This window comes from Flavobacterium soyae (genome assembly GCF_021245985.1).
Lineage (GTDB): Bacteria > Bacteroidota > Bacteroidia > Flavobacteriales > Flavobacteriaceae > Flavobacterium > Flavobacterium soyae.
Map to the genome: position 1 here is coordinate 244,996 of NZ_JAJQXA010000003.1, position 26,086 is coordinate 271,081.

Annotated in this window: 29 protein-coding genes; 14 read left to right on the forward strand and 15 right to left on the reverse strand. The window is 32.5% G+C overall.

Going from position 1 to position 26,086, the window contains the following annotated elements; genetic code table 11:
- Positions 1-2 precede the first annotated feature (2 nt).
- The 6 genes from LUU93_RS05480 (at position 3) to LUU93_RS05505 (ending at position 6,276) form a co-directional block, all read left to right on the forward strand.
- Positions 3-314, forward strand: coding sequence for a rhodanese-like domain-containing protein (locus LUU93_RS05480; protein WP_071634709.1), 312 nt, complete (start codon positions 3-5; stop codon positions 312-314).
- 75 nt (positions 315-389) lie between these two features.
- On the forward strand, positions 390-1,970 hold the full coding sequence (locus LUU93_RS05485; RefSeq protein WP_232679139.1) for an NADP-dependent glyceraldehyde-3-phosphate dehydrogenase: 1,581 nt from the start codon (positions 390-392) through the stop codon (positions 1,968-1,970).
- A 207-nt stretch (positions 1,971-2,177) separates the two neighbouring features.
- A complete protein-coding gene (locus tag LUU93_RS05490) occupies positions 2,178-4,049 on the forward strand; it encodes a M1 family metallopeptidase (RefSeq protein ID WP_232679141.1) in 1,872 nt (623 codons plus the stop codon).
- 193 nt (positions 4,050-4,242) lie between these two features.
- Complete coding sequence (locus LUU93_RS05495; protein WP_232679143.1) at positions 4,243-4,857, forward strand: hypothetical protein; 615 nt, start codon at positions 4,243-4,245, stop codon at positions 4,855-4,857.
- Positions 4,858-5,180: 323 nt separating this feature from the next.
- Positions 5,181-5,573, forward strand: a complete 393-nt coding sequence (locus LUU93_RS05500) for an ACT domain-containing protein (protein ID WP_232679145.1) — start codon at positions 5,181-5,183, stop codon at positions 5,571-5,573.
- 85 nt (positions 5,574-5,658) lie between these two features.
- Entirely contained in the window at positions 5,659-6,276 is a 618-nt protein-coding gene (locus LUU93_RS05505; RefSeq protein WP_232679147.1) for a hypothetical protein, read from the forward strand.
- 51 nt (positions 6,277-6,327) lie between these two features.
- On the opposite strand, the gene LUU93_RS05510 is transcribed toward LUU93_RS05505, so the two are convergent.
- Positions 6,328-6,894, reverse strand: a complete 567-nt coding sequence (locus LUU93_RS05510) for an outer membrane beta-barrel protein (RefSeq protein WP_232679149.1) — start codon at positions 6,892-6,894, stop codon at positions 6,328-6,330.
- 173 nt (positions 6,895-7,067) lie between these two features.
- On the opposite strand from LUU93_RS05510, the gene LUU93_RS05515 reads away from it, so the two are divergent.
- The 5 genes from LUU93_RS05515 to LUU93_RS05535 all read left to right on the forward strand — a co-directional run bounded on the left by LUU93_RS05515 (position 7,068) and on the right by LUU93_RS05535 (position 13,985).
- Positions 7,068-7,478, forward strand: coding sequence for a GNAT family N-acetyltransferase (locus LUU93_RS05515; RefSeq protein WP_232679151.1), 411 nt, complete (start codon positions 7,068-7,070; stop codon positions 7,476-7,478).
- 186 nt (positions 7,479-7,664) lie between these two features.
- Positions 7,665-8,033, forward strand: coding sequence for a hypothetical protein (locus tag LUU93_RS05520; protein WP_232679153.1), 369 nt, complete (start codon positions 7,665-7,667; stop codon positions 8,031-8,033).
- Positions 8,034-8,205: 172 nt separating this feature from the next.
- Positions 8,206-9,288: an efflux RND transporter periplasmic adaptor subunit gene (locus tag LUU93_RS05525; RefSeq protein WP_232679155.1), complete on the forward strand. Its 1,083-nt coding sequence runs from the start codon at positions 8,206-8,208 to the stop codon at positions 9,286-9,288.
- A gap of 97 nt (positions 9,289-9,385) precedes the next feature.
- Complete coding sequence (locus LUU93_RS05530; RefSeq protein ID WP_232679157.1) at positions 9,386-12,553, forward strand: efflux RND transporter permease subunit; 3,168 nt, start codon at positions 9,386-9,388, stop codon at positions 12,551-12,553.
- On the forward strand, positions 12,546-13,985 hold the full coding sequence (locus tag LUU93_RS05535; protein WP_232679159.1) for a TolC family protein: 1,440 nt from the start codon (positions 12,546-12,548) through the stop codon (positions 13,983-13,985). Before LUU93_RS05530 ends, LUU93_RS05535 begins: the two co-directional genes overlap by 8 nt.
- A 121-nt stretch (positions 13,986-14,106) precedes the next feature.
- Here the strand turns inward: LUU93_RS05535 and LUU93_RS05540 are convergent, their stop codons facing one another.
- From LUU93_RS05540 to LUU93_RS05550, 3 genes are all read right to left on the reverse strand, one after another.
- Positions 14,107-15,228, reverse strand: coding sequence for a nuclear transport factor 2 family protein (locus LUU93_RS05540; RefSeq protein WP_232679161.1), 1,122 nt, complete (start codon positions 15,226-15,228; stop codon positions 14,107-14,109).
- A gap of 135 nt (positions 15,229-15,363) precedes the next feature.
- Complete coding sequence (locus LUU93_RS05545) at positions 15,364-15,846, reverse strand: YybH family protein (protein WP_232679163.1); 483 nt, start codon at positions 15,844-15,846, stop codon at positions 15,364-15,366.
- A gap of 103 nt (positions 15,847-15,949) precedes the next feature.
- Positions 15,950-16,759, reverse strand: a complete 810-nt coding sequence (locus LUU93_RS05550) for a helix-turn-helix transcriptional regulator (RefSeq protein WP_232679165.1) — start codon at positions 16,757-16,759, stop codon at positions 15,950-15,952.
- Positions 16,760-17,037: 278 nt separating this feature from the next.
- Between LUU93_RS05550 and LUU93_RS05555 the strand changes: the two genes are divergently transcribed.
- The 3 genes from LUU93_RS05555 to LUU93_RS05565 all read left to right on the forward strand — a co-directional run bounded on the left by LUU93_RS05555 (position 17,038) and on the right by LUU93_RS05565 (position 18,288).
- Positions 17,038-17,199, forward strand: a complete 162-nt coding sequence (locus tag LUU93_RS05555; protein ID WP_232679167.1) for a hypothetical protein — start codon at positions 17,038-17,040, stop codon at positions 17,197-17,199.
- Positions 17,199-17,579, forward strand: coding sequence for a hypothetical protein (locus LUU93_RS05560; protein WP_232679169.1), 381 nt, complete (start codon positions 17,199-17,201; stop codon positions 17,577-17,579). The genes LUU93_RS05555 and LUU93_RS05560 overlap by 1 nt, the downstream gene beginning before the upstream one ends.
- Positions 17,580-17,922: 343 nt before the next feature.
- Positions 17,923-18,288, forward strand: coding sequence for a hypothetical protein (locus LUU93_RS05565; RefSeq protein WP_232679171.1), 366 nt, complete (start codon positions 17,923-17,925; stop codon positions 18,286-18,288).
- 150 nt (positions 18,289-18,438) lie between these two features.
- Here the strand turns inward: LUU93_RS05565 and LUU93_RS05570 are convergent, their stop codons facing one another.
- The 11 genes from LUU93_RS05570 to LUU93_RS05615 all read right to left on the reverse strand — a co-directional run bounded on the left by LUU93_RS05570 (position 18,439) and on the right by LUU93_RS05615 (position 26,082).
- Positions 18,439-19,791 carry a GH1 family beta-glucosidase gene (locus LUU93_RS05570; protein WP_232679173.1) on the reverse strand — a complete coding sequence of 451 codons (1,353 nt, stop codon included), beginning with the start codon at positions 19,789-19,791 and terminating at the stop codon, positions 18,439-18,441.
- A 210-nt stretch (positions 19,792-20,001) separates the two neighbouring features.
- A complete protein-coding gene (locus LUU93_RS05575) occupies positions 20,002-20,211 on the reverse strand; it encodes a hypothetical protein (RefSeq protein ID WP_232679175.1) in 210 nt (69 codons plus the stop codon).
- Positions 20,212-20,220: 9 nt separating this feature from the next.
- A complete protein-coding gene (locus tag LUU93_RS05580) occupies positions 20,221-20,631 on the reverse strand; it encodes a single stranded DNA-binding domain-containing protein (RefSeq protein WP_232679177.1) in 411 nt (136 codons plus the stop codon).
- 104 nt (positions 20,632-20,735) lie between these two features.
- Entirely contained in the window at positions 20,736-21,791 is a 1,056-nt protein-coding gene (locus LUU93_RS05585; RefSeq protein ID WP_232679180.1) for a type I restriction endonuclease, read from the reverse strand.
- A 165-nt stretch (positions 21,792-21,956) separates the two neighbouring features.
- Positions 21,957-22,856 (reverse strand): hypothetical protein, encoded by a 900-nt coding sequence (locus tag LUU93_RS05590; protein WP_232679182.1) that lies wholly within the window; start codon positions 22,854-22,856, stop codon positions 21,957-21,959.
- A gap of 1 nt (position 22,857) precedes the next feature.
- Positions 22,858-24,129 (reverse strand): ABC transporter permease, encoded by a 1,272-nt coding sequence (locus tag LUU93_RS05595; RefSeq protein ID WP_232679184.1) that lies wholly within the window; start codon positions 24,127-24,129, stop codon positions 22,858-22,860.
- Positions 24,130-24,132: 3 nt separating this feature from the next.
- Positions 24,133-24,528 carry a tellurite resistance TerB family protein gene (locus tag LUU93_RS05600; RefSeq protein WP_232679186.1) on the reverse strand — a complete coding sequence of 132 codons (396 nt, stop codon included), beginning with the start codon at positions 24,526-24,528 and terminating at the stop codon, positions 24,133-24,135.
- Positions 24,529-24,541: 13 nt separating this feature from the next.
- Positions 24,542-24,811: an excalibur calcium-binding domain-containing protein gene (locus LUU93_RS05605; RefSeq protein WP_232679188.1), complete on the reverse strand. Its 270-nt coding sequence runs from the start codon at positions 24,809-24,811 to the stop codon at positions 24,542-24,544.
- Between the two features lie 8 nt (positions 24,812-24,819).
- The gene (locus LUU93_RS21825) at positions 24,820-25,044 is read right to left on the reverse strand and encodes a DUF4236 domain-containing protein (protein ID WP_369010195.1); all 225 of its coding nucleotides are present in this window, start codon (positions 25,042-25,044) and stop codon (positions 24,820-24,822) included.
- 6 nt (positions 25,045-25,050) lie between these two features.
- Positions 25,051-25,257, reverse strand: coding sequence for a hypothetical protein (locus tag LUU93_RS05610; protein ID WP_232679191.1), 207 nt, complete (start codon positions 25,255-25,257; stop codon positions 25,051-25,053).
- Between the two features lie 156 nt (positions 25,258-25,413).
- A complete protein-coding gene (locus tag LUU93_RS05615; RefSeq protein WP_232679193.1) occupies positions 25,414-26,082 on the reverse strand; it encodes a response regulator in 669 nt (222 codons plus the stop codon).
- Between the last annotated feature and the right edge of the window lie 4 nt (positions 26,083-26,086).

Consider the following 26,086-nt stretch of genomic DNA (forward strand, 5'->3'; position numbering starts at 1 on the left):
TTATGAATTTATCACAAGAAGATTGGGTTAATCAGCTTGCTGCTGACGAGAATGCAGTTATACTGGACGTAAGAACTGAAGACGAATTTAATGACGGCTATATTGAAAATGCTTTAAACATTGATATCAATAAAGGTCAGGGTTTTATTTATGAAATTGAAGAATTAGATAAAAATAAAAATTACTACGTGTATTGTCGTTCTGGAGCCAGAAGCGCTAAAGCATGTCAGATTATGAATGAGTTAGGTATTGAAAATGCCTACAATCTGCTAGGCGGAATCCTAGACTGGGAAGGCGAAACCGTACAACCATAAAATGAAAAAAGAGGCGAAAAAAAGCCTCTTTTTTCATTAAAATGCGATTAATAACCAAATAAAAATTACCAGATTATGAGTTTAATACCAGAAGAATTTGAGATTAAAAGCCTTATAAACCAAGATACTTACCTTGTAAATGGAGAATTAAAACAATGGACAGGACAAACCACACCTGTGTTTTCGACTATTTCTTCTACAGAAAAATATACGCCGACATTATTAGGATCTATTCCGTTTATGGCAGAAACAGAAGCTGCCGAAGTTGTTGAAGCTGCAAATGCTGCCTACAATAAGGGTAAGGGATTATGGCCGACTATGAAAGTAGCCGACCGTATTAAATGCATGGAGAATTTCGTTAAACAAATGAAAGAAACCCGCGAAGAAGTAGTGAAGTATTTAATGTGGGAAATTGGAAAATCATTAGGTGATTCTCAAAAAGAATTTGACAGAACGGTTGAATATATTTACGATACTATTGCCAGCTACAAAGAATTAAACGGACGCAGCGCACATTTTGAAAAAGTGCAGGGTGTAAATGCCATGATCCGCCGCGGACCTTTGGGAGTGGTTTTATGTCTTGGTCCTTATAATTATCCTTTAAACGAAACTTTTTCATTGTTGATTCCGGCTTTAATTATGGGAAATACAGTGATTTTTAAACCTGCTAAAAATGGTGTATTATGTATCTCGCCATTGTTAGAAGCTTTTAGAACCAGTTTCCCTAAAGGTGTTATCAATATCGTTTATGGCAGAGGACGCGAAGTCGCTTCTCCAATTATGAAATCTGGAAAAATTGATGTTTTGGCATTAATTGGAAACAGTAAATCAGCCATTGCTTTGCAGGATCAGCATCCAAATAAAAACAGACTTCGTTTAATTTTAGGTCTTGAAGCTAAAAACCCTGCTATTATTCTTCCAGATGCCGATTTAGATTTGGCAATTCAGGAATGTATTACAGGAACTTTGTCTTTCAACGGACAGCGTTGTACGGCTTTAAAAGTTTTATATGTTCATGAATCAATTGCAGAAGAATTCAATAAAAGATTTTCTGAAAAAGTAGATGCATTACAATTTGGAAATCCGTGGGAAAAAGGAGTTGCACTAACACCGCTTCCTGAAACAGATAAGCCGCATTATATTCAGGGATTAATTGACGATGCTGTTCATAAAGGTGCTAAAATCCTGAATGAAAAAGGAGGAAGACATACTGATAATTTTATTTTCCCGGCAGTTTTGTATCCTGTAAACAGCAAAATGCGTGTGTATCACGAAGAACAGTTTGGGCCGGTGGTTCCAATTATTTCTTTTAAAGATATTCAGCAGCCGTTAGAAGATATGGCCGAATCAAATTATGGGCAGCAGGTAAGTTTGTTCGGAAAAGATATTAAAACCCTTGCGCCGCTTATTGATGCTTTGGTAAACTTAGTGTGTCGTGTAAACTTAAACAGTTCTTGTCAAAGAGGCCCGGATGCTTTTCCATTTACAGGCCGTAAAGATTCTGCAGTTGGTACATTAAGTATTCCAGATGCTTTGCGCTCTTTCTCAATTCGTACGTTTGTCGCTTCAAAAGATATCGCTTATAACAATGAAATTTTGCAGGAACTGCTAAACAGCAAAGAATCAAACTTCATTAATACCGACTATATTTTGTAGTATCAAGGTTATATATTAATTGTAGACGCCGTCTTTTTCTTTTTGAATGAGACGGTTTTTCTTTTTTAAGATGCTGAGATTCTAAGATTCTGAGGTTCTAAGTTTTCTTTATTATGTTTTAAAAATATAATTTTATAAAGTTTTGTAACATTATTTCAAAAATTGGGTCTTATTAACATCATTAAATCATCAAACCAAAAAAAACTTATGAAAAAAAGACTATCTCAATTTGCATTTATTGCTTTTTTGTTTTTGGCACAAACCAGCTTTGCACAAGAGCTTTATATGCCCCGAAATATTAAAGAAGCTTACGCCAAAGGAACTCGTTCTAAAGATGGTAAACCCGGAAAAAACTATTGGCAGAACCACGGAAAATATACGATGGATATTACTGTTGATGCTAAAACAAAATTGGTCAGCGGAACAGAAACAATTATTTACGAAAACAACAGTAACGATAGTTTAAGAAATCTTGCAATTCGATTTGTAAATAATCTTCATAAACCTTCTTCGCCAAGAGGCGGGAGTGTAAGTGACGATTTTTTAAGTAACGGATTAACCATTACATCTCTAAAAGTTGCGGATGAAGTGTATAAAGAAGATGCCAGAAGCTGGGGAACTGTTGGAAATGTGAAATTGAAAAAAGCAATTGCGCCACATTCTAAAATTACCATTAATATCGACTGGAATTATCCATTATCAAAAGAAAGCGGAAGAGAAGGACAAATTGACGAAACTACATTTTTTGCGGCTTACAGTTATCCCCGCGTTTCTGTTTTTGATGATTATAATGGCTGGGACAGATTAGCACACACAGATCGTCAGGAATTTTACAATGATTTCAACGATTATGTTTATTCTGTAAAAGCACCAAAAAATTATGTGGTGTATGCAACCGGAGATTTTTTAAATCCAGATGAGGTTTTACAGCCTGAGTTTGCAGCACGTTTGAAAAAATCATACATAACAGATGAAATCATGCATATTGCAAACGAACAGGAAATGAAAAGCGGTATCGTGACTAAGCAAAACGAATGGAATGTATGGAAATTTGAAGTTAAAAATATCTCAGATGTGTGTTTTGGATTAAGCGATCATTATTTATGGGATGCGAGCAGCGTTGTGGTCGATAAAAAAACAAATCGCCGTGCCAGTGTTCAGGCTGCTTATGATGTGAAAGGAACTGATTTTGTAAATTCAATTAAAAACAATCAATTTGCCTTAGATTGGTTTTCAAATAACTGGCCGGGAGTTCCGTACCCATTTTCTAAAATGACAGCTTTTCAGGGCTTTGCAGATATGGAATACCCAATGATGTGTAACGATTCACAAATGAATGACCCAAAATTTGCTCAATTAGTTCAGGATCACGAAGTAGCACACACGTATTTCCCTTTTTATATGGGAATTAATGAAACACGTTACGCTTTTATGGACGAAGGATGGGCAACAACTTTTGAATATTTAATTGGAATTGCTGAACATGGAAAAGAAGCAGCAGATAAATTCTATAAAGAATTTAGGGTTGAAGATTATATCAATGATAAATCAACAGAAGAAGATCAGCCCATAATTTCAATGTCTACACAAGTTTCGGGTCCGGGTTATGGAAATAACTCTTACGGAAAAGCTTCTCTTTCTTATATAGCATTAAAAGATTTGCTTGGAGACGATTTATTCAAAAAATCACTGCATCATTATATGGATACCTGGAACGGGAAACACCCAATTCCTTGGGATTATTTTAATTCAATGAATACAGGTTCAGGAAAAAACCTGAATTGGTTTTTCAATAACTGGTTCTTCACTAATAATTATATTGATCTTTCAGTAAAAAGCGTAACAAAGAATACAGTCTCTGTAGAAAACGTTGGAGGTTTTGCAATTCCGTTTGATGTAAATGTGGTTTACACTGATGGTTTAAAAGAAAGCCTGCATCAAACTCCTGCAATTTGGGAATCAAATCAAAAACTGGCTGCAATTACTTTAAATGGTAAAAAACAAGTTAAACAGATAACTGTTGATGGTGGTATTTTTATGGATTTTACACCGGCAAACAATACCTGGATAGCAAAATAATAAGCAATTAGTTGTATAAAAAATCATCTTTCTCAATATTGAGAAAGATGATTTTTTGTTTAAAACATTAAGGAACTGACTATTGTGCTTTTTGTAGTTGTGAATTTCTCCTCTTTATAAATATATATAAACTTTAAGAAATTATTTCATTAATCTAGCTTATGTTTGCAGTCAATTTAAAACCCCCATTTAAATGAAAAATTATCTTAACCTAATTATTTTATTGCTATCTATTCATTGTATAGCTCAAGATGATGCAAAAGCTAAATTTCAAAAAAATAAATATGAAATGGCTGTGTCCTGCTACAAAAAAGCAGATTTTAAAAATGCACTCGATTTATATTCTGTCGCGTCCAAAATTAGACCTGAAAATGATTTAGGGAAAGAATCTATTAAAAAAGTAGATACCTTAAAAAAAATTTTAAGAAAAGAAATCCTGGATGAAGCACTTGGAATATGGAAACTGATAGGTGATAAACCAGTTTGGTCTGTAAATACGGAAAGTGATTTAAAAAATGCATTAGTTGAAGAATCTATTGAAATAAATAATACTCAGATTTTATTTTATGAGCAGGATAAAAAGACTTTAGCTAAGAAGCTTTTAAAAACTGAAAATTTGGTTTTCTACAATAAAGACGAGTCAGATTCTTTATTTTCAGCCATTATTTTATCTGACGGAACTGTCTGGAATTGGACGATAGATGAAAATGGCCGTACCCTGCATGTAATTAATATTGCGAAAAAAACCGAAAAAGGTGTTGAAAAAATAGAGACTAATAATCTGGAGCGATTCTATAGTAAAGGATAAAGAATTATAATAAGACCCAATTTCGATTTACTTTTTGATTATATTTAATTGAAATTTAATCAGTTAGAAATATCATATATTATAACGTACAAACAATTTTCAGAAAGAGAATAGTCTTTTTTTGTTTTTAAGGTTATTGATAATTTAGGATTGCTCAAAAGAAAATCGAATTTTAGGTCTGAATTAAGATCAATTTGCGTTACCAATACCAATATAAAAGTGATAACTACGAGTCGGTTCCGTTGATTGCTGCTTATGATACATTCCGATTTATTTTTCGATTATTAAAATACTAAGAGGAAACTTTCAAAATAATAACGTACATGTCGGGAGAAAAAGATTTACAGACATTGCTTAAAAGCATGAAACCAGAACATAATTCAGGAGATTATGTTTTTTGTAAAATCGAAAAATTAGATCCAATAAATCTAGACGATATTGTGATGTTCTTTAAAGAAAATGAGGCAGTTACAATAATTCTTAAAAAAGAAACAGCAGACAGCCTAAAGTTGGATTATGCCATTGTAATGTCCTGGATAACATTTTCTGTACATTCTTCGCTGGAAGCTGTTGGATTAACAGCCGCATTTTCAAAGGCACTTTCAGACAGTAATATAAGTTGTAATGTTGTTGCGGCATTTTATCACGACCATATTTTTGTCAATAAAAAAGATGTTAAAAAAGCAATAGCGATTTTAAATTCATTCTCAAATTAAAAATATTATCAGATTAAACTTATTTTTATTTTATTTTGTAAGAAAAATATTCTAATATTGCAAAATAAAAATAAAGTTTAAATAGATGAAAAATTATCTGATCCTTATCATTTTGCTTTTTTCAGTTAAAAGTATAGCACAAAATGCCTCAAAGGAGACATTTCAGAAGAATAAATACGAATTGGCTCTTTCTTATTTAAAGAAATCAGAGTATGTAAAAGCTCTTGATTTGTTTTCGCTTGCGTCGAAAATTAAACCGGAAAACAAAATTGGACAGGAATCATTAAGAGAGATAGATACCTTAAAAGAAATTCTAAGAAAAGATGTTTTAGAAAAAATAAGCGGAACCTGGTTAGTTACGGGCGATAAACCAATTTGGACTGTTAAAACCAGCGAAAATTTTAATAACCAAAAAGTTGATAAATTAGTAGAAGTAGCACAGGATAAAATTTTGTTTTATGAGCAGGATCGTGCTTCAAAAGTAAAAAAACTAATCAAAACAGAAGATTTACTTTACTTTAATACAGACAGAGCTGATTCTTTATATTCTGCTTTTATTTTATCAGACGGCAGGGTTTGGGATTGTATTTTTGATGAAGATATAAGAGTAATGCGTGCCATTAATATAGCAAAACATGGAAAAAAAGGTATTCAAAAAATAACCGAAAATAATCCAGAAGTTTATTTTGTAAGAATGAAGTAATGTTGCAAATAAATATAACAAAAAAGGGAATCTGTTTAAGATTCCCTTTTTTTATAAAAATTTAAAGCCAAGTGAAAGACTGGAAGTTCCTGTTTTTAAATCTTGATCAGAAGAAGGATCCAGATCTGTAATACCGGCAATATATCTATAATCTAAAGTCAGCCTCCATAAATCGATACCAACCCCACCTAGTAAACTATGGTTGTTTTTTGCAATTTCAACATAATTTAAAGTATTACTCGTCTTAGTATTTGAATAATTTTTCCAGTTATATCCTGCAAATACACGAATATTACCAAGTTTTCCTAAAGGAATTACTTTAAACCCCGCTATTAATGTTGCATCTGTTCCTGATAATTCATAATCAGTTTTTTCAGTTTCTGTTTGGGCAATACTAAATTCTGATTTTGTATATCCAAACTCACCTTGCGCATAAAACATTAATAGATTTACTCTTGCGAATCCAGCGAAGCCAACTCCGGTACCGCTGCTTTTTGAGCTGAAATCATTTGTGATAGGAGAGGTAAAGTTGTAAGAAACCTGCGGGCCAATTTGTATTAATTGTGCAAAGCTGTTTGCACTAATAGATAGTAATACTGCTAAGATTAATTTTTTCATATTTATTTTTTCTAATTTTAAATGTAAATATAATCTTATATTATTAAAAAAGAAAGGTAAATCTTACTATTGTTAAATTAAATCAATTAAGAAAATCTGTTGATTAACTTAGTCTGTTTTGTGTATAAATTGCCATTATTCTATTTTTGATTAAAAAAAGAAAATAAATATACATGAATATAAAGAGAATTGAAGCCTCAGAAACCTGGCAGATCAGACATGAAGTAATGTGGCCGGATCAGCCTTTTGATTTTGTACAATTAGAAACAGATAATTCAGGATTTCATTTTGGAGTTTTTGAAGATCATAAATTAGTTTCTATAATTTCCTGTTTTATTGAAGGCAGAGAAATGCAGTTTCGAAAACTAGCAACTTTAACAGAATATCAGGGAAAAGGAATCGCTTCTCATCTTTTAGAATATATTTTACAATTTGCAGAAGAAAGAGATTTGGAAAAAGTATGGTGTAATGCCAGAACGAATAAAAGGTCTTTTTATGAAAAATTTGGAATGAAAGATACTTATAAAACTTTTACCAAAGCCGGGCAGGAATTTACCGTTATGGAAATCAATTTCTCAAAATAGATCCCCGTATTCTTCTAAATAATTTAACTTTAAGATGTTTATTGTCTTAAAATACTTTAAAAAAAATCGTTTTTGAATGTAATTTTAATGTAATAAAAAAATGAAAACGTTTTCGTTTTATATAACTGTTAAACCTTGTTAAAAATTCTTTTTTTGTTTTGATAGTTTTACTACTTTCGCACCCAAATGAGAAAGTTAATAGTATTTTTAGTATTCATGAATTTGCTTCTGCTGGGCGGAGGCCAATATCTTAATGCCAGTACTTTTTCTCATCATCATAATCTTTCGCAGAAACATAGAGTTAAATTTACGAGCCAGGATCGTGGAACTTCTATAATTGAAGATGCCGATGTTGATCTTGAAGAAGATCTTCCGGGAAATGATGATTTACTTACGAATAAGTTTTTTGCAGTTTCGTACAGTTTGGTAGACACTTTGTATCTGGCACTTTCAGATCAGTCTGCAGCGAATGATTCCAATCGTTTTAAAATTTCTACGCCTTTCTTAGGGCATTCAAATCCTATCTACATTACGCAGCGCGTATTAAGAATTTGATTTTACAATATACATCGGTTACCTAAGTCGTGATCTGCATATCTCGTTGATGTATATTTTTTTACTTCTGCTTATATGAAAATTAAGTTCTGACTCAGGCTGGCTGATGCATTTTATCATTTAAAGAAATCATTATTCCAAGCATTCAATCGCTTAATTTCCAAACTAAATCATGAAAAGAATTATCTTGTTCACAGGCTTTATGGCCTTAGTGTGCTTAACTAGCTGTACATCTAAAAAAGAAGAGAAAGAAGAAGCAGAAAAATTCACTGTTACAAACCCGGTTAGAATTGACACTTCATTTACTAAACAATATGTTTCGCAGATTAAATCTGTTCGAAATATTGAAATCCGCGCCCAGGAAAAAGGGTTTTTGCAAAATATTTATGTTGACGAAGGACAGTTTGTAAAAAAAGGACAGCTGTTGTTTAAAATTATGCCAAACATGTATCAGGCTGAATTGCTTAAAGCACAGTCTGAACAAAAATCAGTAGAAATTGAATTACAAAATTCAAAATTACTGGCAGATAAAAATATCGTTTCTAAAAACGAATTAAGCGTAGCTCAGGCAAAACTGCAATCTGCAAAAGCAGAAGTTGCACTGGCAAAACTTCATTTATCATTCACAGAAATCAGAGCTCCTTTTGACGGAACAATCGACAGGATTCCTCTAAAATTAGGAAGTCTTATCGATGAAGGCGAATTATTGACAAGTCTTTCAGACAACAGTCAGATGTTTGCTTATTTCAATGTTTCAGAGCCAGAATATCTACAATACCAAACAGATGTAAAAGATCGCGCAGACAATAAGGTAAGCTTAGTTCTAGCCAACGGAGATACTTTTAAAGAAAAAGGAAACGTAGAAGTTATCGAAAGTGAATTTGACAATGAAACAGGAAATATTGCTTTTAGAGCAAGATTCCCAAATTCGGCAAAACTGCTTAGAAATGGAGAAACAGGACAAGTTCAAATGTTGGTTCCTCTTAAAAATGCCATCGTAATTCCACAAAAAGCGACTTACGAAATTCAGGATAAAAAATATGTTTTTATAGTTGATAAAAATGATAAGGTAAGCTCAAAAGAAATCACTATTACAGGCGAAATTCCTGATTTGTATGTGATTAAAAGCGGACTTAATGAAAATGATAAAATCTTACTTGAAGGTGTTCAGAAAGTAAAAGAAAATGACAAAATCAAATACGAATTTGAATCTCCTAAAAAGATAATTAATAACCTGCGCTTAAAAGCAGAGTAAGTTTTTTGTTTTAATTGTTTCAGGTTTCAAGTTTTATGCTGAAACCTGAAACACTTTTTAAACTTCAAATAGGTTTAATCATTAAAAAAATATAAAAATGTTTAATAAATTTATTCAAAGACCCGTATTGTCGATAGTTATATCGTTGATTATTGTCTTTTTAGGGGTATTGTCGGTGTTGAATTTACCCATTACCCAATTCCCTACAATCTCACCGCCAATGGTGAATGTTACTGCCGATTATCCGGGATCTAACGGTGAGTTAATGATCAAGTCGGTTGTTATTCCTTTAGAAAGAGCCTTAAATGGAGTTCCGGGAATGAAATACATGACTTCTGATGCCGGAAATGATGGTGAAGCTAATATAAAAGTAGTGTTTAACTTAGGAACAGATCCTAATCAGGCTGCAATTAATGTTCAAAACCGTGTTGCTTCAGTTACGAACAAATTACCTCCATTAGTAATTAGAGAGGGTATTAAAATTACCCGAGAAGTGCCGAGTATGCTGATGTACGTGAACCTTTACAGTACAGATAAAAATACCGACATGAAGTTCTTGTACAACTATGCTGATATCAACGTGCTTTCAGAATTGAAAAGGGTAAATGGTATTGGATCCGGAGATATCTTGGGAACACGTGAATATGCAATGCGTATCTGGTTGAAACCAGATCGTATGCTGGCTTATAAAATTTCTGCAGATGAGGTAATGGAAGCATTATCCAGTCAGAGTTTGGAGGCTTCTCCGGGTAAAACAGGAGAAAGTTCCGGTAAACGTTCTCAGGCATTTGAATATGTATTGAAATATTCGGGCCGTTTTACAACAAAAGAACAATACGAGAACATTGTGGTAAAAGCAAATCCAAACGGGGAGCTTTTGAGATTGAAAGATGTTGCTAAAGTTGAATTTGGAAGCTCGATGTACGATATCTATTCTAATTTGAATGGAAGACCATCTGCCGCTATTGTATTGAAACAATCTTTTGGAAGTAACGCAAATCAGGTTATTGAAGAAGTAAAGGCTAAATTGGAAAAAATCAAACAGAGATTTCCTAAAGGAATGGATTATGAAATCTCGTATGACGTTTCTAAATTCCTTGATGCTTCTATCGAAAAAGTAATCCATACTCTTGTTGAAGCTTTTATTCTGGTAGGTCTGGTAGTTTTCCTTTTCTTAGGAGACTGGCGCTCTACGGTTATTCCCGCAATTGCCGTACCGGTATCATTGGTAGGAACTTTTGTGTTTATGACATTCTTTGATATATCATTGAACTTGATTACGTTATTTGCTTTGGTTTTGGCAATTGGGGTCGTCGTCGATGATGCAATTGTGGTAATTGAAGCCGTTCACGCCAAGATGGAAGAAGAACATCTCTCGCCATTTAAAGCGACTAAAAAAGCAATGCACGAGATTGCAGGAGCAATTGTTGCGATTACATTCTTAATGGCTGCGGTATTTATTCCTGTTGCATTTATGTCAGGTCCTGTTGGAGTATTTTACAGACAGTTCTCGGTTACTATGGCAACAGCTATTATCCTTTCGGGTATTGTGGCTTTGACTTTAACACCGGCGCTTTGTGCGATGATGTTAAAAAATAATCACGGTAAACCTAAAAAGAAAACACCTGTAAACATATTCATTGATGGTTTTAACAATAAGTTTAACCTCGCACAAGGTAAATACCAAAATGCATTAGGTAAAATAGTAAACAGAAGAGGAGTTACAATTGTTGCACTTCTGGGTTTCTGTGCCGGAACATGGTTAATAAGCAGTTCTGTTCCTTCAGGATTTATTCCTAATGAGGATCAGGGAATGTTTTATGCCGTAATTCAGACACCTCCGGGTTCATCTTTAGAAAGAACTAATAATATTGCAGAAAGAGTTCAAAAAATTGCTGAAGATATTGATGGAGTGAAATCAGTTTCTTCGTTAGCAGGTTATGAGATTCTGTCTGAAGGTACAGGAGCAAACTCAGGAACTTGTTTGGTTAACCTTAAAGACTGGAGTGACAGAAAAGAATCTGTTGTTGAGATTATGCATGAAATGGAGGAAAAATGTAAAGATATTACTGGAGCTAATATCGAATTTTTCCAACCGCCTGCTGTACCGGGATACGGTGCTGCCGGAGGATTTGAACTTCGTTTGTTAGATAAAACCGGTTCTGTAGATTATAAGAGAATGGAACAGGTAAATAACGACTTTGTTGCTGAATTGAACAAACAGCCGGAATTATCAAACGTATTTAGTTTTTACAGTTCTAGTTTTCCTCAATACATGATGAAAGTCGACAATGACCTAGCACAGCAAAAAGGTGTTTCTATCGAAAATGCCATGAATACTTTGTCAACTCTTGTGGGAAGTAACTATGAAATCAGTTTCATTAAATTCGGAATCAATTATAAAGTAATTGTTCAGGCTTCACCAGAATATCGTGCTCTGCCTGAAGACATTTTAAAATTGTACGTGAAAAACAATCGTGATGAAATGGTACCTTTTTCTGCTTTTATGAAATTAGAAAAAGTGTATGGTCTTTCGGAAATTACACGTCATAATATGTATACTTCTACACAGATTAGTGGTTCTCCGGCTCAGGGTTATAGTTCTGGTACGGCGATTAAAGTAATTCAGAAAGTGGCTGCCGAAAAATTGCCGAGAGGATATGACATTGACTGGGCAGGTATCTCTGCCGATGAGGTTGCTCAGGGTAATCAGGCTATTTGGGTGTTCTTAATTTGTTTAGGATTCGTTTATTTAGTTTTAGCAGCCCAGTATGAAAGTTTTATTCTGCCATTATCCGTAATTCTTTCTTTACCAGCGGGTATTTTTGGAGCTTTCCTTTTATTGAAATTAACAGGATTAGAGAATAATATTTATGCTCAGGTTGCCATGGTAATGCTTATTGGTTTATTGGGTAAAAATGCTGTATTGATTGTTGAGTTTGCGATACAAAGACATGCGGCAGGATTATCAGTATTACAATCAGCAATGGAAGGTGCAAAAGCAAGATTCCGTCCTATTTTGATGACCTCATTTGCTTTTATTGCGGGACTATTACCGCTTGCATTTGCAACTGGCCCGGGTAAAATTGGTAACAGAACCATTGGAACTGCTGCTGCAGGAGGTATGCTTATAGGAACTATTTGCGGAGTATTTGTGATTCCGGGCTTGTATTACATATTTGCCAAAATTGCCGAGAAACACAAACTGGTAAAACATGAAGAAGAGAATCCATTAACAGAAGAAATTGATAACAATCATGTATAAAGTTAAATTATATCAATACAGTATTGCATTTTGCTTATGTCTTGCCGTGGCAGGATGTAAGGCCCCTGCAGCTGAAACAGCAAGCACAAGTGTTCCGGTTCCTGAAGCATTTGGAAACATAAAATCTCAGGACACAACTAATATCTCTTCTCTAAAATGGAAAGATTTCTTTAAAGATCAAAACCTTGTAGAGCTGATTGATATTGCTTTGAAGAACAATCAGGAACTAAATATGACTTTGCAGGAAATTGAAATTGCAAAGAACGATATCAGAGTTCGTAAAGGCGCCTTATTGCCAACAGTTGGAGTTCGTGCGGGCGCAGGAATCGAAAAAGTAGGCCGATATACAAGTCAGGGTGCCGGTGATGCAACAACAGAAATTAAACCGGGAATAGAAATGCCAGACCCGTTACCGGATTATACCATTGCAGCTTATGCAAACTGGGAAGTTGATATCTGGAAAAAACTGCGTAATTCTAAAAAAGCAGCCGTAAACCGCTATTTAGCAACTATTGAAGGTAAAAACTTTGTAATTACAAACCTTATTGGGGAGATTGCTGATAATTATTATGAACTATTAGCTTTAGACAGCCAGTTAGAGATTGTAAAACAAACTATTGCATTGCAAAGTAACGCTTTAGAAATTGTTAAGATTCAAAAACAAGCAGCAAGAGCGACTGAACTTGGAGTTCAGAAATTTCAGGCTGAGGTTTTAACTTCAAAAAGTCTGGAATTTGATATTCTGCAGAAAATTAAAGAATCTGAAAACAAAATCAACTTTTTGTTAGGACGTTATCCGCAGGATATTAAAAGAGATAAAACCAATTTTACAGATTTGCTTCCGGCAGCTGTAAACTCAGGAATTCCTTCTCAATTATTAACAAATCGTCCAGATGTTAAGCAGGCAGAATTAGAATTGGTTGCGGCAAAATTAGATGTAAAAGCTGCTCGTGCAGAATTTTATCCTTCATTGGATATTTCGGCAGCTTTTGGAGTTCAGGCTTTTAAACCATCTTATTTATTTACATTTCCTGAATCAATTTTATATTCATTAGCGGGAGATTTAGCAGCACCTTTGATTAACAGAAATGCCATTAAAGCAGAATTTTCCAGTGCTAATGCAAGACAGCTTCAGGCGTTGTACAATTACGATCGTACAATTTTAAATGCTTATTTAGAAGTTTCAACACAGCTTTCTAAAATCGAAAATCTTCAAAAAGGTTACGACTTAAAAGCACAGCAGGTTGATGCCTTAAATAAATCAATTGATGTTTCAAACGATTTGTTTAAATCTGCCAGAGTAGATTATTTTGAAGTTTTGATGACGCAGAGAGATGCATTAGAAGCGAAATTGGAATTAATAGATACTAAAAAAGAACAATTGAATGCTGCAGTTCATGTTTACAGAGACTTGGGCGGCGGATGGAAATAATATTGCCTGTTAATTTGTAATGAAAAAGCCTTTTTAAGAGTAATCTTAAAAGGCTTTTTTTATTTGTCCGATGAAAAGAGTAATCAAAAATTGGAAGATAAATTAAAACGAAATAAAATCATTACTCATTTTTTGCATTATTTATTAATTCTATAATCTTTAAAGCTACACCGCTTGACGATTGAAAATTTTGTCCTGTGACGATTCTTCCGTCTGTTTCTACATGTGAGACATTACGAGCAGAAAACTTAAAAATTCCTCCTCTTTCTTCGATTGTCTTTTGAATTAAGAATGGAAAGTACTTAAAATATTCCCCATCTTGTTTTTCGAATGAATCCGGGTAGCCGCTAATTTTTTTTCCTGCTACTAAATAATTACCATCATTAGTTTTTAAATTTACAATTCCTGCAGTTCCATGACAAACAGAGGAGATAATACCCTTATTTTCTTCATATACTTTTAAGGCAATAGTTTGAATTTCTTTATTTTCCGGCACATCATACATCGCAGATCCGCCGCCAATGTAATGAACAGCTTTGTAATTTTTTGAATCAATTTCGTTGGGCTTTTTAGTGTTTTTTAGGGCATACATAAAATCAGGGTCAAATAAATATTGCTTTTGTAAAGTGTCAGATGTATTGATATAAGCCAATGGAATACTTCCTCCTTCGGGACTTACAAAATCGACGGTGTATCCCTCTGTTTTAAAAGTATTGTAAGCGTTTACTATTTCAGAAAAACTATTGCCTGCGGCTATCGTTGATTTACCATAATGATCGGTATTAGAAACTATAAATAGAATATTCTGTCCTGATTTATTGGTACTTAAACTGCTTGCCGATTTACTGATTATTTTCCATTCGCCCTGAAGCTTTTTGAGTAAAAACAGATCAATAAATTCCATTTTTTTGCCAGGTATTAGTATTTCTGCCTTGGCCGAAGCTATATTGTTGTACACATCAATCGAAATAACCCTGCCTATACGGCCATTAAACTGCCCCTGATTGTCTTTTTTAAACCATTTAGCATATTCGCTGGCAGGTACAATCCATAGTTCTTTGTCTTTATTACTTAAAAACAGACTGGCTTCGGGATAAAATGCCTTTTCGATGCTGTCAGGTTTGTTATAAGAAGTACCCTCAATGTAACTTTCAATACATTTTTTAACTAATGCCTCTTCTGTTTGTGCCAATAAACAAGCCGGCGAAAATAATAGCGCGATAAAACAGATAACTTTTTTCATAAACTTTTTTTGAAAATTAATTTTTCACAAAGCTATGATTAGTAAAATGTTAACCTGTACAGATGTATGAATTCAGTACTCCTGATTTATAAATTAGGACTAAAAAATCAGGTTTTGCATAATTGCAGAAGCTTTTCATTTAGCTTTGCGATTACTGCTAAATGAATCCCTGAACATTTTCCAGCCTTTAGAAGTTTTTTTCCAAAGAACAAGAAATTTCCCGTCGTCCATAAGTTCTCCTTTTGAATTCAATGACTGCCATAAACCTTCTTCGGTAACATATTCTACACCATCGCCATATATTGCAGTAGTAATAAATTTTCCGCCTCTTAAACCATACTCGTCATAGGCTTTTCTAAAAAATTTAGCAGCTCCTTCTTTGCCATAAATTTGCGGTGCATTTGGGAGTAATATAGAGGCATCTTCGGCATATCTGTCTATGAATATCGAAGCATCATTTTTTTTAAATGATTCAAAATAAATGGCGTTACTTTCCTGAATTGCTTTTCTTGCTTCGTCTAAATTTGCTGTTTCTTTTTTTGATGTAGAATTACAGCTGCTTAATAATAAGGTGAATATAATTAGTTTTGAGATTGTAAAAAGAGCATAATTTTTCATAACAGTAGTTTTTAGTTTTAATTAAAAATATAGATTGATATTATTTTAATCAAAGGTAGTAAGGCTAAAAACTTTTAAATTGTACAAATCGGAACAGTTTCTTTTAAATCAATAAATGGTTTATAGTAAACTGATTTTCCAAATATGCTGTTGGTGTAGTTCCTGTAAAAGATTTAAAATCCCTTATAAAATGTGATTGATCAAAGTAACCACAATCGTAAGCAATAGACGTTAAGGGAGAATTATTGTCTGTAATAAGCTTTAAACTATGCTGAAAGCGTCTGATTTTGTTGAATGATTTTGGGGCAAGACCAGTATGCTGAAAAACTAATTTATGAAGATAGCGAGGTGTCATTCCATATTTAGCAGCAACAATATTTATATTATTTTCCGATGGATCTCTGATTAAGCTGGATAATATATGGGCAACTTTTTGAATTTTTTGCGACTTTTTATCGTTTGTTATTAATTTCTTTATTAAGAATGTTTCGATAAGTTCAATTCTTTTTTTAATGTCTGAAGTTTCCAAAAGCTGTAAATGCAGGGTTGTTATTGGTTTACCAATTACATCTTCTAAATTTAAAATCTGATCATTAAATACCCCGACTTCATCATTAAAAAAATAAGCTGCGGAATGTGTATAAAACCGAATGCCAAGCATTGTGTGTTTACCTTTTGATTTAATAGCAAGCGGTTTTGTTATTTGCCCCCACAATTCAATTTTAGGCGTTTTGTGAAATTTTTCATCTTTCAGGGATTCCCAAATACCATCGCCAAGATTAAAAATCATTTCCATTTCACCGCTCGGAAATACAGTATCCTGAAATTCTATATCTGAATCTGATTCAAAAATATAATAATGCTTTATATATGGTTTCAGAATTTCTGAAGGCAGAAAATATTGGAATTCCATTGTACTAGATTAATGTTAACTCATTGTCTAAAGTAAAGTTATAAAATTAAAGGATAGTTAAATTGGTATTTTTATAAATTTTTAGGATTTCAACTTTTGGCGAAATAATGATTTACTATTTATATTAATATTTTTTATTAGGCAGACAAAAATAAAATTCTGAAAGGTTTTTTAATGCAATACAAAATTTTAAATTATAGGAATATTTTTACTTTTTAATTCAAAAAACGTTGCATTTCTATTTTTTGTTTGTACTTTTGGAATAAATAATAAAGAAAATGGCAAAGCCAATTAAAAATACTCCTGTTTTGAAAGGTAAAGAGGCAGTTGACTTTTATAAAACTATTGATTTAAATAGAGATAAAAAAGTCAGTATAGATTCTTTAACGGCAATCCGTACTGATGCTAATAAATTAAAAGAACTTTTAAAGGTTAACTAATGCCTTTTACAGGATTTTCATTTTTCGAATTACATGCTGCTACAATTATTAAACCTTTTGAATGCGGCGATACAGATTTGAATGGTTTTCTAAATGACAAAGCAATTCCCTATAAAAAAGATTTATTAGCTACTACTTATATTCTTGAAAACGAAAGCAAAACTATCGCATATTTAAGTATATATAATGATGCTTTAGCAGTTCAGGAAAATCAGTTTGCATCTAAAACAGCGTTTAAAAGATGGATAAAAGAAATCCTTAGTCACCGTAAACGACATTTGAGACAATTTCCAGCTATAAAAATAGGCAGATTAGCAGTTTGCGAGACTACAAAAAAAGAGAGAAAGGGAAGGCCAGGCCTTAGTGAATTTTGTTATTGACCTGGCATTAGAACAAAATAGTAAATGTGCATGCCAATTACTTACTGTAGATGCATATGACAAATCACTTGGTTTTTATGAAAAATTAGGATTTAAATTTCTTTCGGAAAATGATAATGGAGAAGATACAAGACAAATGTTTTATGATCTTAGGCCTTTAATGAATACATTAAATGAAATTTGAAGTTAATTTCTTCATTTAAAAACAGTTTAATAGAAAAGCCTTTGGAAAAATTCTGAAAGGCTTTTTATATTTAAACAGAGTAGTAGTTAGTGCCTAAGATAAAATAACAGCCAGATCAATAAAAATATTTATATTTATAAAATTATAAAGATTATTTCCATGAAAAAGTTTCTATTGTTATTAATCATTTTTTGCATTTTTGGGTGTAAAAAATTTGTTGTTTCATTTGAGCAGCCAACAAATATGAAGTTAGATAATTTAAAGCTGGAAGTACTTCTGGATAAAAAGAAAGTTCAGGAAATTAACTTAAAAGCAACAAATGCAATGCCGGCTTATGAAACGGTTGCCTTGTCAGTATCCGACGCAGGAAAACACCAGCTTCAGGTAAAAGTAAGAGACACGATATTTAATTATGATATAAAATATCCGGAAGAAAAATATATTATGGTGACTGCCCATTTAAAAGAGAATGGGAAAATCCATATCGGAATCTTAAAACAAGCATATAAATATAGATTTCATTAATCGATTAGAATGATATTTAATTAAAAAAGCCTTTCGGAAGTGAAATTCTGAAAGGCTTTTAGTTTATATGATTTAACCGCAAAGTTCACAAAGCTAATAGTAACATAAAGCTTTGCGAACTTTGCGGTTTCTAAAAATATTTAAGAAGGTTTAAGATAAAAAATCTTTAAACCATAATCCTGAATTTTTGATCGTTCTTTTCTGAGTTTCGAAATCAACGTGGATTAATCCAAAACGGGCGTTGTAACCTTCAGCCCATTCGAAGTTATCAGTTAAACTCCATACAAAATAACCTTCAACATTTAAACCTTCTTCTTTTGCTTTTAAGATTTGTTCTAAATGATCCTGAATATAATGCGTTCGTTTTATATCGAATACTTTTCCGTTTGTAACAGTATCGGGAAAAGCGGCACCATTTTCAGTAATGATAATTTTTTTGATGCCTTTATATTCGTTGAATTTTTTTAGAACGTGATAAAGAGCAGGCGGATAAACTTCCCAGCCCATTTCGGTGGAAATTACATTACGTTTTTCAGCACTTACTAATTCGGCACCAATATACGGAATGAGCATTGCTGATTTTACAACTTCTCGTGTATAACACTGCAAGCCGATGAAATCAAAATCGAAATCGAGATTGTTTAAATCATCTTCAAGAATATAATTATTAAGCTTTTTAAGCACCGGAAGATCTTTTTGCGGATATCCAAGTCCTAAAATTGGCTCGATAAAAGTTCGGTTTAGTAAAGTATCGACACGTTTTGCGGCTTCAACATCTTTTTGACTATCAGTTGCTGGTTCGATGTGCGTACACGAAAACGTAGTTCCGATATTAGCATTTGGAACCTTGTTTCGTAATATCCTGGCACCCGCAGCCGTTGCCAGCGTTACGTGATGCATAGCTTTTAGATAATTGGTAATTCCCTTTTTTCCCGGCGCATGGATTCCTAAAAAATATCCTGCTCCCGTAAATACAGAAGGTTCATTAATTACCATCCAGTTTTTTACACGATCGCCAAAATACTGCGCGCATACTTCAACATATTCTGAAAACCAGGAAACCGATTCGCGGTTTGTCCAGCCCCCTTTTACTTCGAGAGCGTGCGGTAAATCCCAGTGATAAATCGTAATCCAGGGTTCGATTCCAGAAGCAAGCAATGAATCGATAATTTTATTATAATAATCAATTCCGGCTTGATTTACAGGATGAGTTCCCGTTGGCATAATTCGCGGCCAGCTGATAGAAAATCTAAAATTCGGAATATTTAATTCCCGAATTAAGTCAATATCACCCTGATAAGAATTATAGAAATCGCAGGCGGTTAGAGCATGATGGCCATTTTTTATTTTCCCTTTTTGAGAAGTAAAAACATCCCAGATAGAAGAACCTTTTCCGTCAGAATCATGTGCTCCCTCAATTTGGAAAGCGGCGGTAGAAACACCCCACAAGAAATCTTCACCAAATTGGTTTTTGTTCAAAAATGAGTTTTCAACTTTATTCATTCAAATAGTACTTTCCTTTATTTTTAAATAGTTTATTAATGAAGGAAAGAAGATTGCATAGCTCTTAAAAAAAGCCATTCTTTGAATGATACCAGAAAATTTAGATTAAAGAATTTCATAACGATTAGTTTTATTCAAATTAATAAAACTAATATGAATTTATTGTAAAGTGATTATTATCAAATAATTAAATAAAAAATAAGAGATTGTTTAATCTTCCCACCCGCAAAGGGTCAAACCATAACGCTGTGCTTGTTTAAGCGATGTTTTTACCACTTCATGACTGCATGAACTTAAACCGCGGCAATTTTCATTATAATGATATTTTTTTGCACCCGTAGAACCGCAAATATAAACGCTGGTTTCCGACGGTCGAAATGAAGTTAAAAAAACAAAAAGTAAGGGTAAAGCATATTTCATCAGCCTGCATTATTTAACAATTAAATTGTATTCATTTCCTTTTTTATCAACAGCTTTTAATTTTCCGTATGCAATCCATTCGGTATTAATTTCAATTTCGGCAACGGTATCGCTGGTTAAAATTCCGGCACCGTATTTTCCCTGTACGTTAATATTCCCGCAAACCGAATCGCCTTTGATATTTATCCCTTTTACATCATAATTGTATTCATAGTTTCCGGGATTTCCGGTTCGGTATTCGTATTGATACGTTTTATTGACATGAAATGTTTTTGCTTCTTCGGGCGTAATGGTTTTTCGGTCATCAGCAGTAATTACCGCTTTATAAAATGTATTTATTTGCGGCGGCGGGGGAGCAGATTCTTTTTTGCAGGAATAAAACGTAAATAATAAAAGTAAGATGAGGTAGTTTTTTAGCATAGGCTTTTGTGGTATTTGGTTAGACTTAAAATTTTATTGTTAATTTAAGGAGCGATAAATCTAATTAGATTTAAGTTCTTTATAATGAGTACTTATACCTGATTTTATTCAATTTCATAAAGAGCAGCAGTTTCTAATAATTCTTTTTCATATTGATAAATATCGTCAATAGATGAAATTGCAATTTTTGATTCAGTTTTATTATCATTAAATAAACTGATATATTTTTTACTGCCATTAAGATGCAGTCGGCATAAAGGTTTACGATTGTTATCGTCTAGTAAAATTCCAAAATAAGACTGTGTATCACGATGAACAATTCTATTTGTTGGTAATTTTCGACGTAAAATAGCAAGAACTATACGATAAGCATCAAGTTCTTCTTCGGTAGTATTAACTTTATTATCGTCTTCAATTGTTGTAATTTTTTCGTCTTGCTGTTTAATCGTTTCTTTGGTTAAAGCAGCATTTAATCGGTCATTAATTTTATCATTAATAAATTGACTAACTGATTTCTGAACCAAATCTTTAAATTCATCCACCACTTTTTCTGTTAATCTCCCTGTGTATATTTTACTGGCAAATACTTTTGTAAAATCGTTTGACGGGCTTTCTAATTCAGCATTTATCAGCTTTTTGATTTCTTTAATGTATTTTAATGAACTGGCATTGCTTACAATATTATCTACATCGAAATTAGCTTTATGAAATTTAGCTATTTCGTTTATCGTATTTTCCTTAAGATTGCTAATGTCAAATTCTAAAAAAGGTTTTTCATCCATTTTATTCTGATCATCTAAATCAGTAAAAAATTGATAATTTATACCATTCGTTAAAAGAGCAAATCGGGTTTTTGTAACATGGAAATAGCGAAACAATTGTGAATTATGAACCGTCAGGTTTTCTTTCCAGCTTTTGCATTCAACAATTATAATTGGTTCTCCATTTTGAAAAATGGCATAATCTACTTTTTCTCCTTTTTTTAATCCAAGATCGGCGGTAAATTCAGGAACAACTTCAAGCGGGTTAAAAGCATCGTAACCCAAAATATGTATAAAGGGCAGTACAAAAGCATGTTTTGTAGATTCTTCGGTTTCAATTTTGTTTTTCAGCTGATTTATTTTATCGGCTAATGATTTTAGTTGAATATTCATTTCCATAGGTTTGTAGTTTAAATTAATAATTCAAATGTAAAACCAATAAAAATCAGTATTGTATGGAAATCCGTAATGCAGTAATTTTTTTAAAAGAAGTTTTTATGAAATGGATTTAAACAGAAAAAAGAGGACAATGAAGTTCCTCTTTAAAACAGACAGGCTTTGTTTTTATTCTTTTTCTAAAATGAAATCTTTGATAATTTTATCCATGTTTGAAGGCAGATCGGCATTTTTAATTTCGAAATGTTTTATTTTCATTTCAGAAAGCCATTTTCGCCAATATTCTTTAATGACTTTTTCTTCGTACGGATTATTTTTGCTTGGATTTATCCCTAAAACCAAAACTTCAAGATTAGATAAATCCTTATCAATTTTAATAAAGCCCAATTTTTTGTCCTCAAATTTTTTCTGCCAGTCGTTTGTATTTAAACCATTTTGTTTAATTAACTGCGGCGTTAAATAATTGGATAAATTTCCATCTTTGATTTGCGTTCCTTCATAAAACATATAACCATCAGTTAAAATAATCAGGATATTTCTATAACCTTTATCAATACATTGATCTTGTACTTTGCTGTCGAAAAAGTTCCAAATATCAGAACCAATATACTTATCATCCTTAATTGCAGATTCGTATATTTTTGAGGTTTTTGCAGCATAAGTATCATTAATAGAATTCAGGAATTCTTTTGATGCATTGTCTTTGTTAACTGTAATTCTTAATTGTTTGGAAATAGAATTAATTTCAGGATTTTCGGGTTCCGGATTAAAGAATAATTGCATTTTGTCATCAATCTGCCTCATTCTTTTTGATTTTAAATGCTGTGTAAAAACCTCAGAAACCGTTTTGATATATCCTAAATCTCTCTGATAGATTTCCATCGTTGGATTTGGATTTTTTTTGAGGCTTATCCTGTCTGATAAATCCACAAGAATACTGATGTTATAATTTTCTGAAACAGAACTTTTAACAGCTGTTTCTTTTTCTTCATTTTTGGGTTCTTCTTTACATGAAAAAAATAAAATCAATAATAAGGACATCGCCATTTTGAGTAAAGTATTTTTCATTTTAATTAATTTTAGAATATATCAAATGTTGAAAATCGGGATCGACTAAATTTAATTTTCCAAGATGTTCTTCAGATAAATTTTCGCAGCCTTCCAGTAATTCTACTTTTTCTTTATGAGGTAAAGCAATTTCTGTATTAATGGCCTGAAACCAGCCTTCTTTGTATTGATGATGATAATGCAGATATTCTTTTACAGGAAAAACAAAACCATCTATTTTAGACTGAAGCTCAGAGATTTTTCCATTTATGGTTACAATCTGCTGTTTAAAATCGTTGGTTTTATTGATGTATTCTGTTTTTAGCTTTTCAAGGTTTAGTAAGTTTTCTTTTTTACCTCTAATAAATGCCCTGATTTTATCAATGTTTTCAAACTCCTTCATTACAAAATCAAACACAAGTCCCCAGATAATATATACCACAAAACCGGCAAATATAATCATCCAGAATTCTGGTTCTCCCAGAGCGATGTTTAAATTGTAGGGCGAAGATTCGGTTGTTTTGTTAAATTCATATATTTTTTTCTCAATGATGTAAGCTAAAAGCGAATCGAATAAAAATGTAATAGCAAAAAGTGCAGCCAATCTAAGTATGTTTTTGAAGCCTTTTCCTTTTTGAACCATATGGATTACATAACCTAATCCCATAAAAACAAACGGAATAGTAACTACCAAAACTCCTTCGAGCCAGCTTGCTTTAAAGGCATTTGTAAAAGCATCGGCGTCAAAAATTGCAGCAGTTAAGCTGTCATTTGAAAATTCTTTAAAAAAAGCAGAATAAGATGCTGAAATATAAAATACCAAAACATAAAGTGTAATTGGCAGCAGCAAAATCAAACCAATATAAAATTGTGCTTTTAAGCCTTTTCCTTCTTCAATTCCGTATTTATCAGGATTACGTTTTACCTCGATAATCTCGTTTTTAATCTGATCGATATTTTCATTGATATCCTGTTCCTTTTTTTCATAGATACCAATTGCGGTTTCAGACTTTTTAAGTTCGGTTCTGTTTTTTTCCTGTTCTTCGCGGTAAGGCTGCTTTAATCTGTCTTGTTCCATTTTTTGTTTTCGGCACTGATCTTCAAAACTCATATATAAATTTTGAAGACAAGCTTTTAAAACAATAGGTTTTCCGGTTGCTTTTACAGATGCGGCAAATCCGCTTTGATAGTACGTTATTCTAATTTGTTCTCTGTCTTCTTCATTTTCTTCGAAAACTTTAAAAGAAGAATCTTCAGGTTTTTTTAAACTAAATAATTGGGCAAGTGGTTTCATAACTTAAGAGTTTAGTTGACTAATAATTTCTTCTTTTCCGATGTTTTTCTGGACGCAGTCAATAAGATAATCCGATAAATCATTGATGTTTTCTTCGATAAAATCAAATTTTCTGCAATACTTTCTAAGCATATTCAGCTCATCATCAGTAATTTTTTCATCAGCCCAAATAATTCTGGTTAGATCATACAGATATTCAATTTTGGTGTTTAAAGATTCAGGAACGATGAATTCTGTATTAACAGGGTTTAGAAAAAGTTTATCGAGTTCCTCTTTCGGAATTCCTCTTTCATCAGCAAAATGATACAGCATTTGAAGTTCTAATACATCAAATTGATCATCGGATAATGCCATTTGATATAATCTCAAAAAATGGCTTTTAAGTTCTAGTGTTATCATGGTTTGTAGTTGTTTATTTTAAAGATTCACATGCGATTCCGTCACCATTTCCATCCAGATTTTTATAACAACTTTTATTACTGTTGTATGCAGCTTGTGCTTCTGCCTGAGTTTTAAAACTTCCACAAGTTTTAGTTGGACAATTTGAATTTGAGCCTGAATTTGCACTCGATCCTGATTTTGAACTTTCATCTGCTGAATCTGAAGATTCTGAACAAGAAATTGTGAATATTAAGAATGCGAAAAGTGAAAATAGAATTGTTGTAATTTTTTTGTGTTTCATGGTTAGTATTATTTTAGGTGATAAATTAAAAATGCGAGAAAGCCTGTAAAGACAAATAGTACAAGGCAGCCACTGTTTTGGTATCGTACTCCTGGGATGCCTGTTTTTGTTGAATAGCCATTTTTGCTAAATGTGCCCATTTTGGTTCTAAGACTTGGAGAAATTCCAGATTTGCTAATGTTTAAGCCAAGTCCTCCTCCAAGTTTTACTCTTTTTTGAAATCGAAAGCCCATAATAGATTAGCGAGTATGGCAGTCATTGCAGCAGGTTCTGCAGCCATTTGATGTTGAGTAAGTTTTTTTAGCTTCATCTACTGCGGGTTCGCAGCTAGAAAACTGTCCAAGATAATTTTTACTTACAATACTTTTAAAGTATTGGCAGTCATCAGTATGAACTTCATGATCTCCATTTAATTGGGCAGTGTTGTTTACATAGTAATTTTTCATGATTTAAAGGTTTTATTAATATTTAATTGATTTAACAATTCAAACTTAATCCTATTTGAAACCATGATTTTACGGAAATCCATAATCTGTAAATTTTAAATTAAAGCAATAAAAAAAGCCCCCGAAGGAGCTTGAAAAAAGTATAATTGTAAGGAATTAAATAATTCCCATATCTTTTGTAATAGAAACCAAATGAACGGTGTTATTAGCTTTAAAAAAATCCTTTAACTTTGAAAGTCTTTTTTCTACAGCACTTTTACTGTTAGGTTTGATATCTGAGTTTTTAAAAATTTCTATTATTTCATCCTGCGAAGTACCGGCAGATAAATATTTCAGAATCTTAATATCTAAATCGTCTATTTCAAAGTTGCTTTTTTCCTGTAATGCAGAAGCAATTTCAGGCGAAATAAATTTTTGATCAGATGTAGAAATGGTATTAATTGCTTTTTTCAGATCTATGAGACTGTTTCGGCCTTTGAGTACAAAAGCATCAATTTCAGAATTTTCAAAAAGTGATTTAATACGAAGGTTTTTATCTTCGATAGAATAGGCAATGATTTTAATATTGGGCTGAAGCTCACGAACTTTTTGAATTAGTTCATCACCACTGGATATTTTTACTTCACGATGATCTTTTTTAAACGAAAGATCACTAATTAATAAATCATAAGGCTCGTTATCCTGAATGGCTTTTCTTATTTTTAGAAAAGCATCGTCACAATATTTTGCATGTTGAAAATCGGCAATGTTAAAATCTTTTAAAGTTTGTTCGACTGCTAAATTAAATTCTTCAAAATCTTCGGCTATAATTACTTTTTTAAACATAAAC

Coding starts and splice junctions, on each gene's coding strand:
- LUU93_RS05480 (WP_071634709.1), top strand. CDS start 3: ATGAATTTATCACAAGAAGATTGGGTTAATCAGCTTGCTGCTGACGAG.
- LUU93_RS05485 (WP_232679139.1), top strand. CDS start 390: ATGAGTTTAATACCAGAAGAATTTGAGATTAAAAGCCTTATAAACCAA.
- LUU93_RS05490 (WP_232679141.1), top strand. CDS start 2,178: ATGAAAAAAAGACTATCTCAATTTGCATTTATTGCTTTTTTGTTTTTG.
- LUU93_RS05495 (WP_232679143.1), top strand. CDS start 4,243: ATGAAAAATTATCTTAACCTAATTATTTTATTGCTATCTATTCATTGT.
- LUU93_RS05500 (WP_232679145.1), top strand. CDS start 5,181: ATGTCGGGAGAAAAAGATTTACAGACATTGCTTAAAAGCATGAAACCA.
- LUU93_RS05505 (WP_232679147.1), top strand. CDS start 5,659: ATGAAAAATTATCTGATCCTTATCATTTTGCTTTTTTCAGTTAAAAGT.
- LUU93_RS05510 (WP_232679149.1), bottom strand. CDS start 6,894: ATGAAAAAATTAATCTTAGCAGTATTACTATCTATTAGTGCAAACAGC.
- LUU93_RS05515 (WP_232679151.1), top strand. CDS start 7,068: ATGAATATAAAGAGAATTGAAGCCTCAGAAACCTGGCAGATCAGACAT.
- LUU93_RS05520 (WP_232679153.1), top strand. CDS start 7,665: ATGAGAAAGTTAATAGTATTTTTAGTATTCATGAATTTGCTTCTGCTG.
- LUU93_RS05525 (WP_232679155.1), top strand. CDS start 8,206: ATGAAAAGAATTATCTTGTTCACAGGCTTTATGGCCTTAGTGTGCTTA.
- LUU93_RS05530 (WP_232679157.1), top strand. CDS start 9,386: ATGTTTAATAAATTTATTCAAAGACCCGTATTGTCGATAGTTATATCG.
- LUU93_RS05535 (WP_232679159.1), top strand. CDS start 12,546: ATGTATAAAGTTAAATTATATCAATACAGTATTGCATTTTGCTTATGT.
- LUU93_RS05540 (WP_232679161.1), bottom strand. CDS start 15,228: ATGAAAAAAGTTATCTGTTTTATCGCGCTATTATTTTCGCCGGCTTGT.
- LUU93_RS05545 (WP_232679163.1), bottom strand. CDS start 15,846: ATGAAAAATTATGCTCTTTTTACAATCTCAAAACTAATTATATTCACC.
- LUU93_RS05550 (WP_232679165.1), bottom strand. CDS start 16,759: ATGGAATTCCAATATTTTCTGCCTTCAGAAATTCTGAAACCATATATA.
- LUU93_RS05555 (WP_232679167.1), top strand. CDS start 17,038: ATGGCAAAGCCAATTAAAAATACTCCTGTTTTGAAAGGTAAAGAGGCA.
- LUU93_RS05560 (WP_232679169.1), top strand. CDS start 17,199: ATGCCTTTTACAGGATTTTCATTTTTCGAATTACATGCTGCTACAATT.
- LUU93_RS05565 (WP_232679171.1), top strand. CDS start 17,923: ATGAAAAAGTTTCTATTGTTATTAATCATTTTTTGCATTTTTGGGTGT.
- LUU93_RS05570 (WP_232679173.1), bottom strand. CDS start 19,791: ATGAATAAAGTTGAAAACTCATTTTTGAACAAAAACCAATTTGGTGAA.
- LUU93_RS05575 (WP_232679175.1), bottom strand. CDS start 20,211: ATGAAATATGCTTTACCCTTACTTTTTGTTTTTTTAACTTCATTTCGA.
- LUU93_RS05580 (WP_232679177.1), bottom strand. CDS start 20,631: ATGCTAAAAAACTACCTCATCTTACTTTTATTATTTACGTTTTATTCC.
- LUU93_RS05585 (WP_232679180.1), bottom strand. CDS start 21,791: ATGGAAATGAATATTCAACTAAAATCATTAGCCGATAAAATAAATCAG.
- LUU93_RS05590 (WP_232679182.1), bottom strand. CDS start 22,856: ATGAAAAATACTTTACTCAAAATGGCGATGTCCTTATTATTGATTTTA.
- LUU93_RS05595 (WP_232679184.1), bottom strand. CDS start 24,129: ATGAAACCACTTGCCCAATTATTTAGTTTAAAAAAACCTGAAGATTCT.
- LUU93_RS05600 (WP_232679186.1), bottom strand. CDS start 24,528: ATGATAACACTAGAACTTAAAAGCCATTTTTTGAGATTATATCAAATG.
- LUU93_RS05605 (WP_232679188.1), bottom strand. CDS start 24,811: ATGAAACACAAAAAAATTACAACAATTCTATTTTCACTTTTCGCATTC.
- LUU93_RS21825 (WP_369010195.1), bottom strand. CDS start 25,044: ATGGGCTTTCGATTTCAAAAAAGAGTAAAACTTGGAGGAGGACTTGGC.
- LUU93_RS05610 (WP_232679191.1), bottom strand. CDS start 25,257: ATGAAAAATTACTATGTAAACAACACTGCCCAATTAAATGGAGATCAT.
- LUU93_RS05615 (WP_232679193.1), bottom strand. CDS start 26,082: ATGTTTAAAAAAGTAATTATAGCCGAAGATTTTGAAGAATTTAATTTA.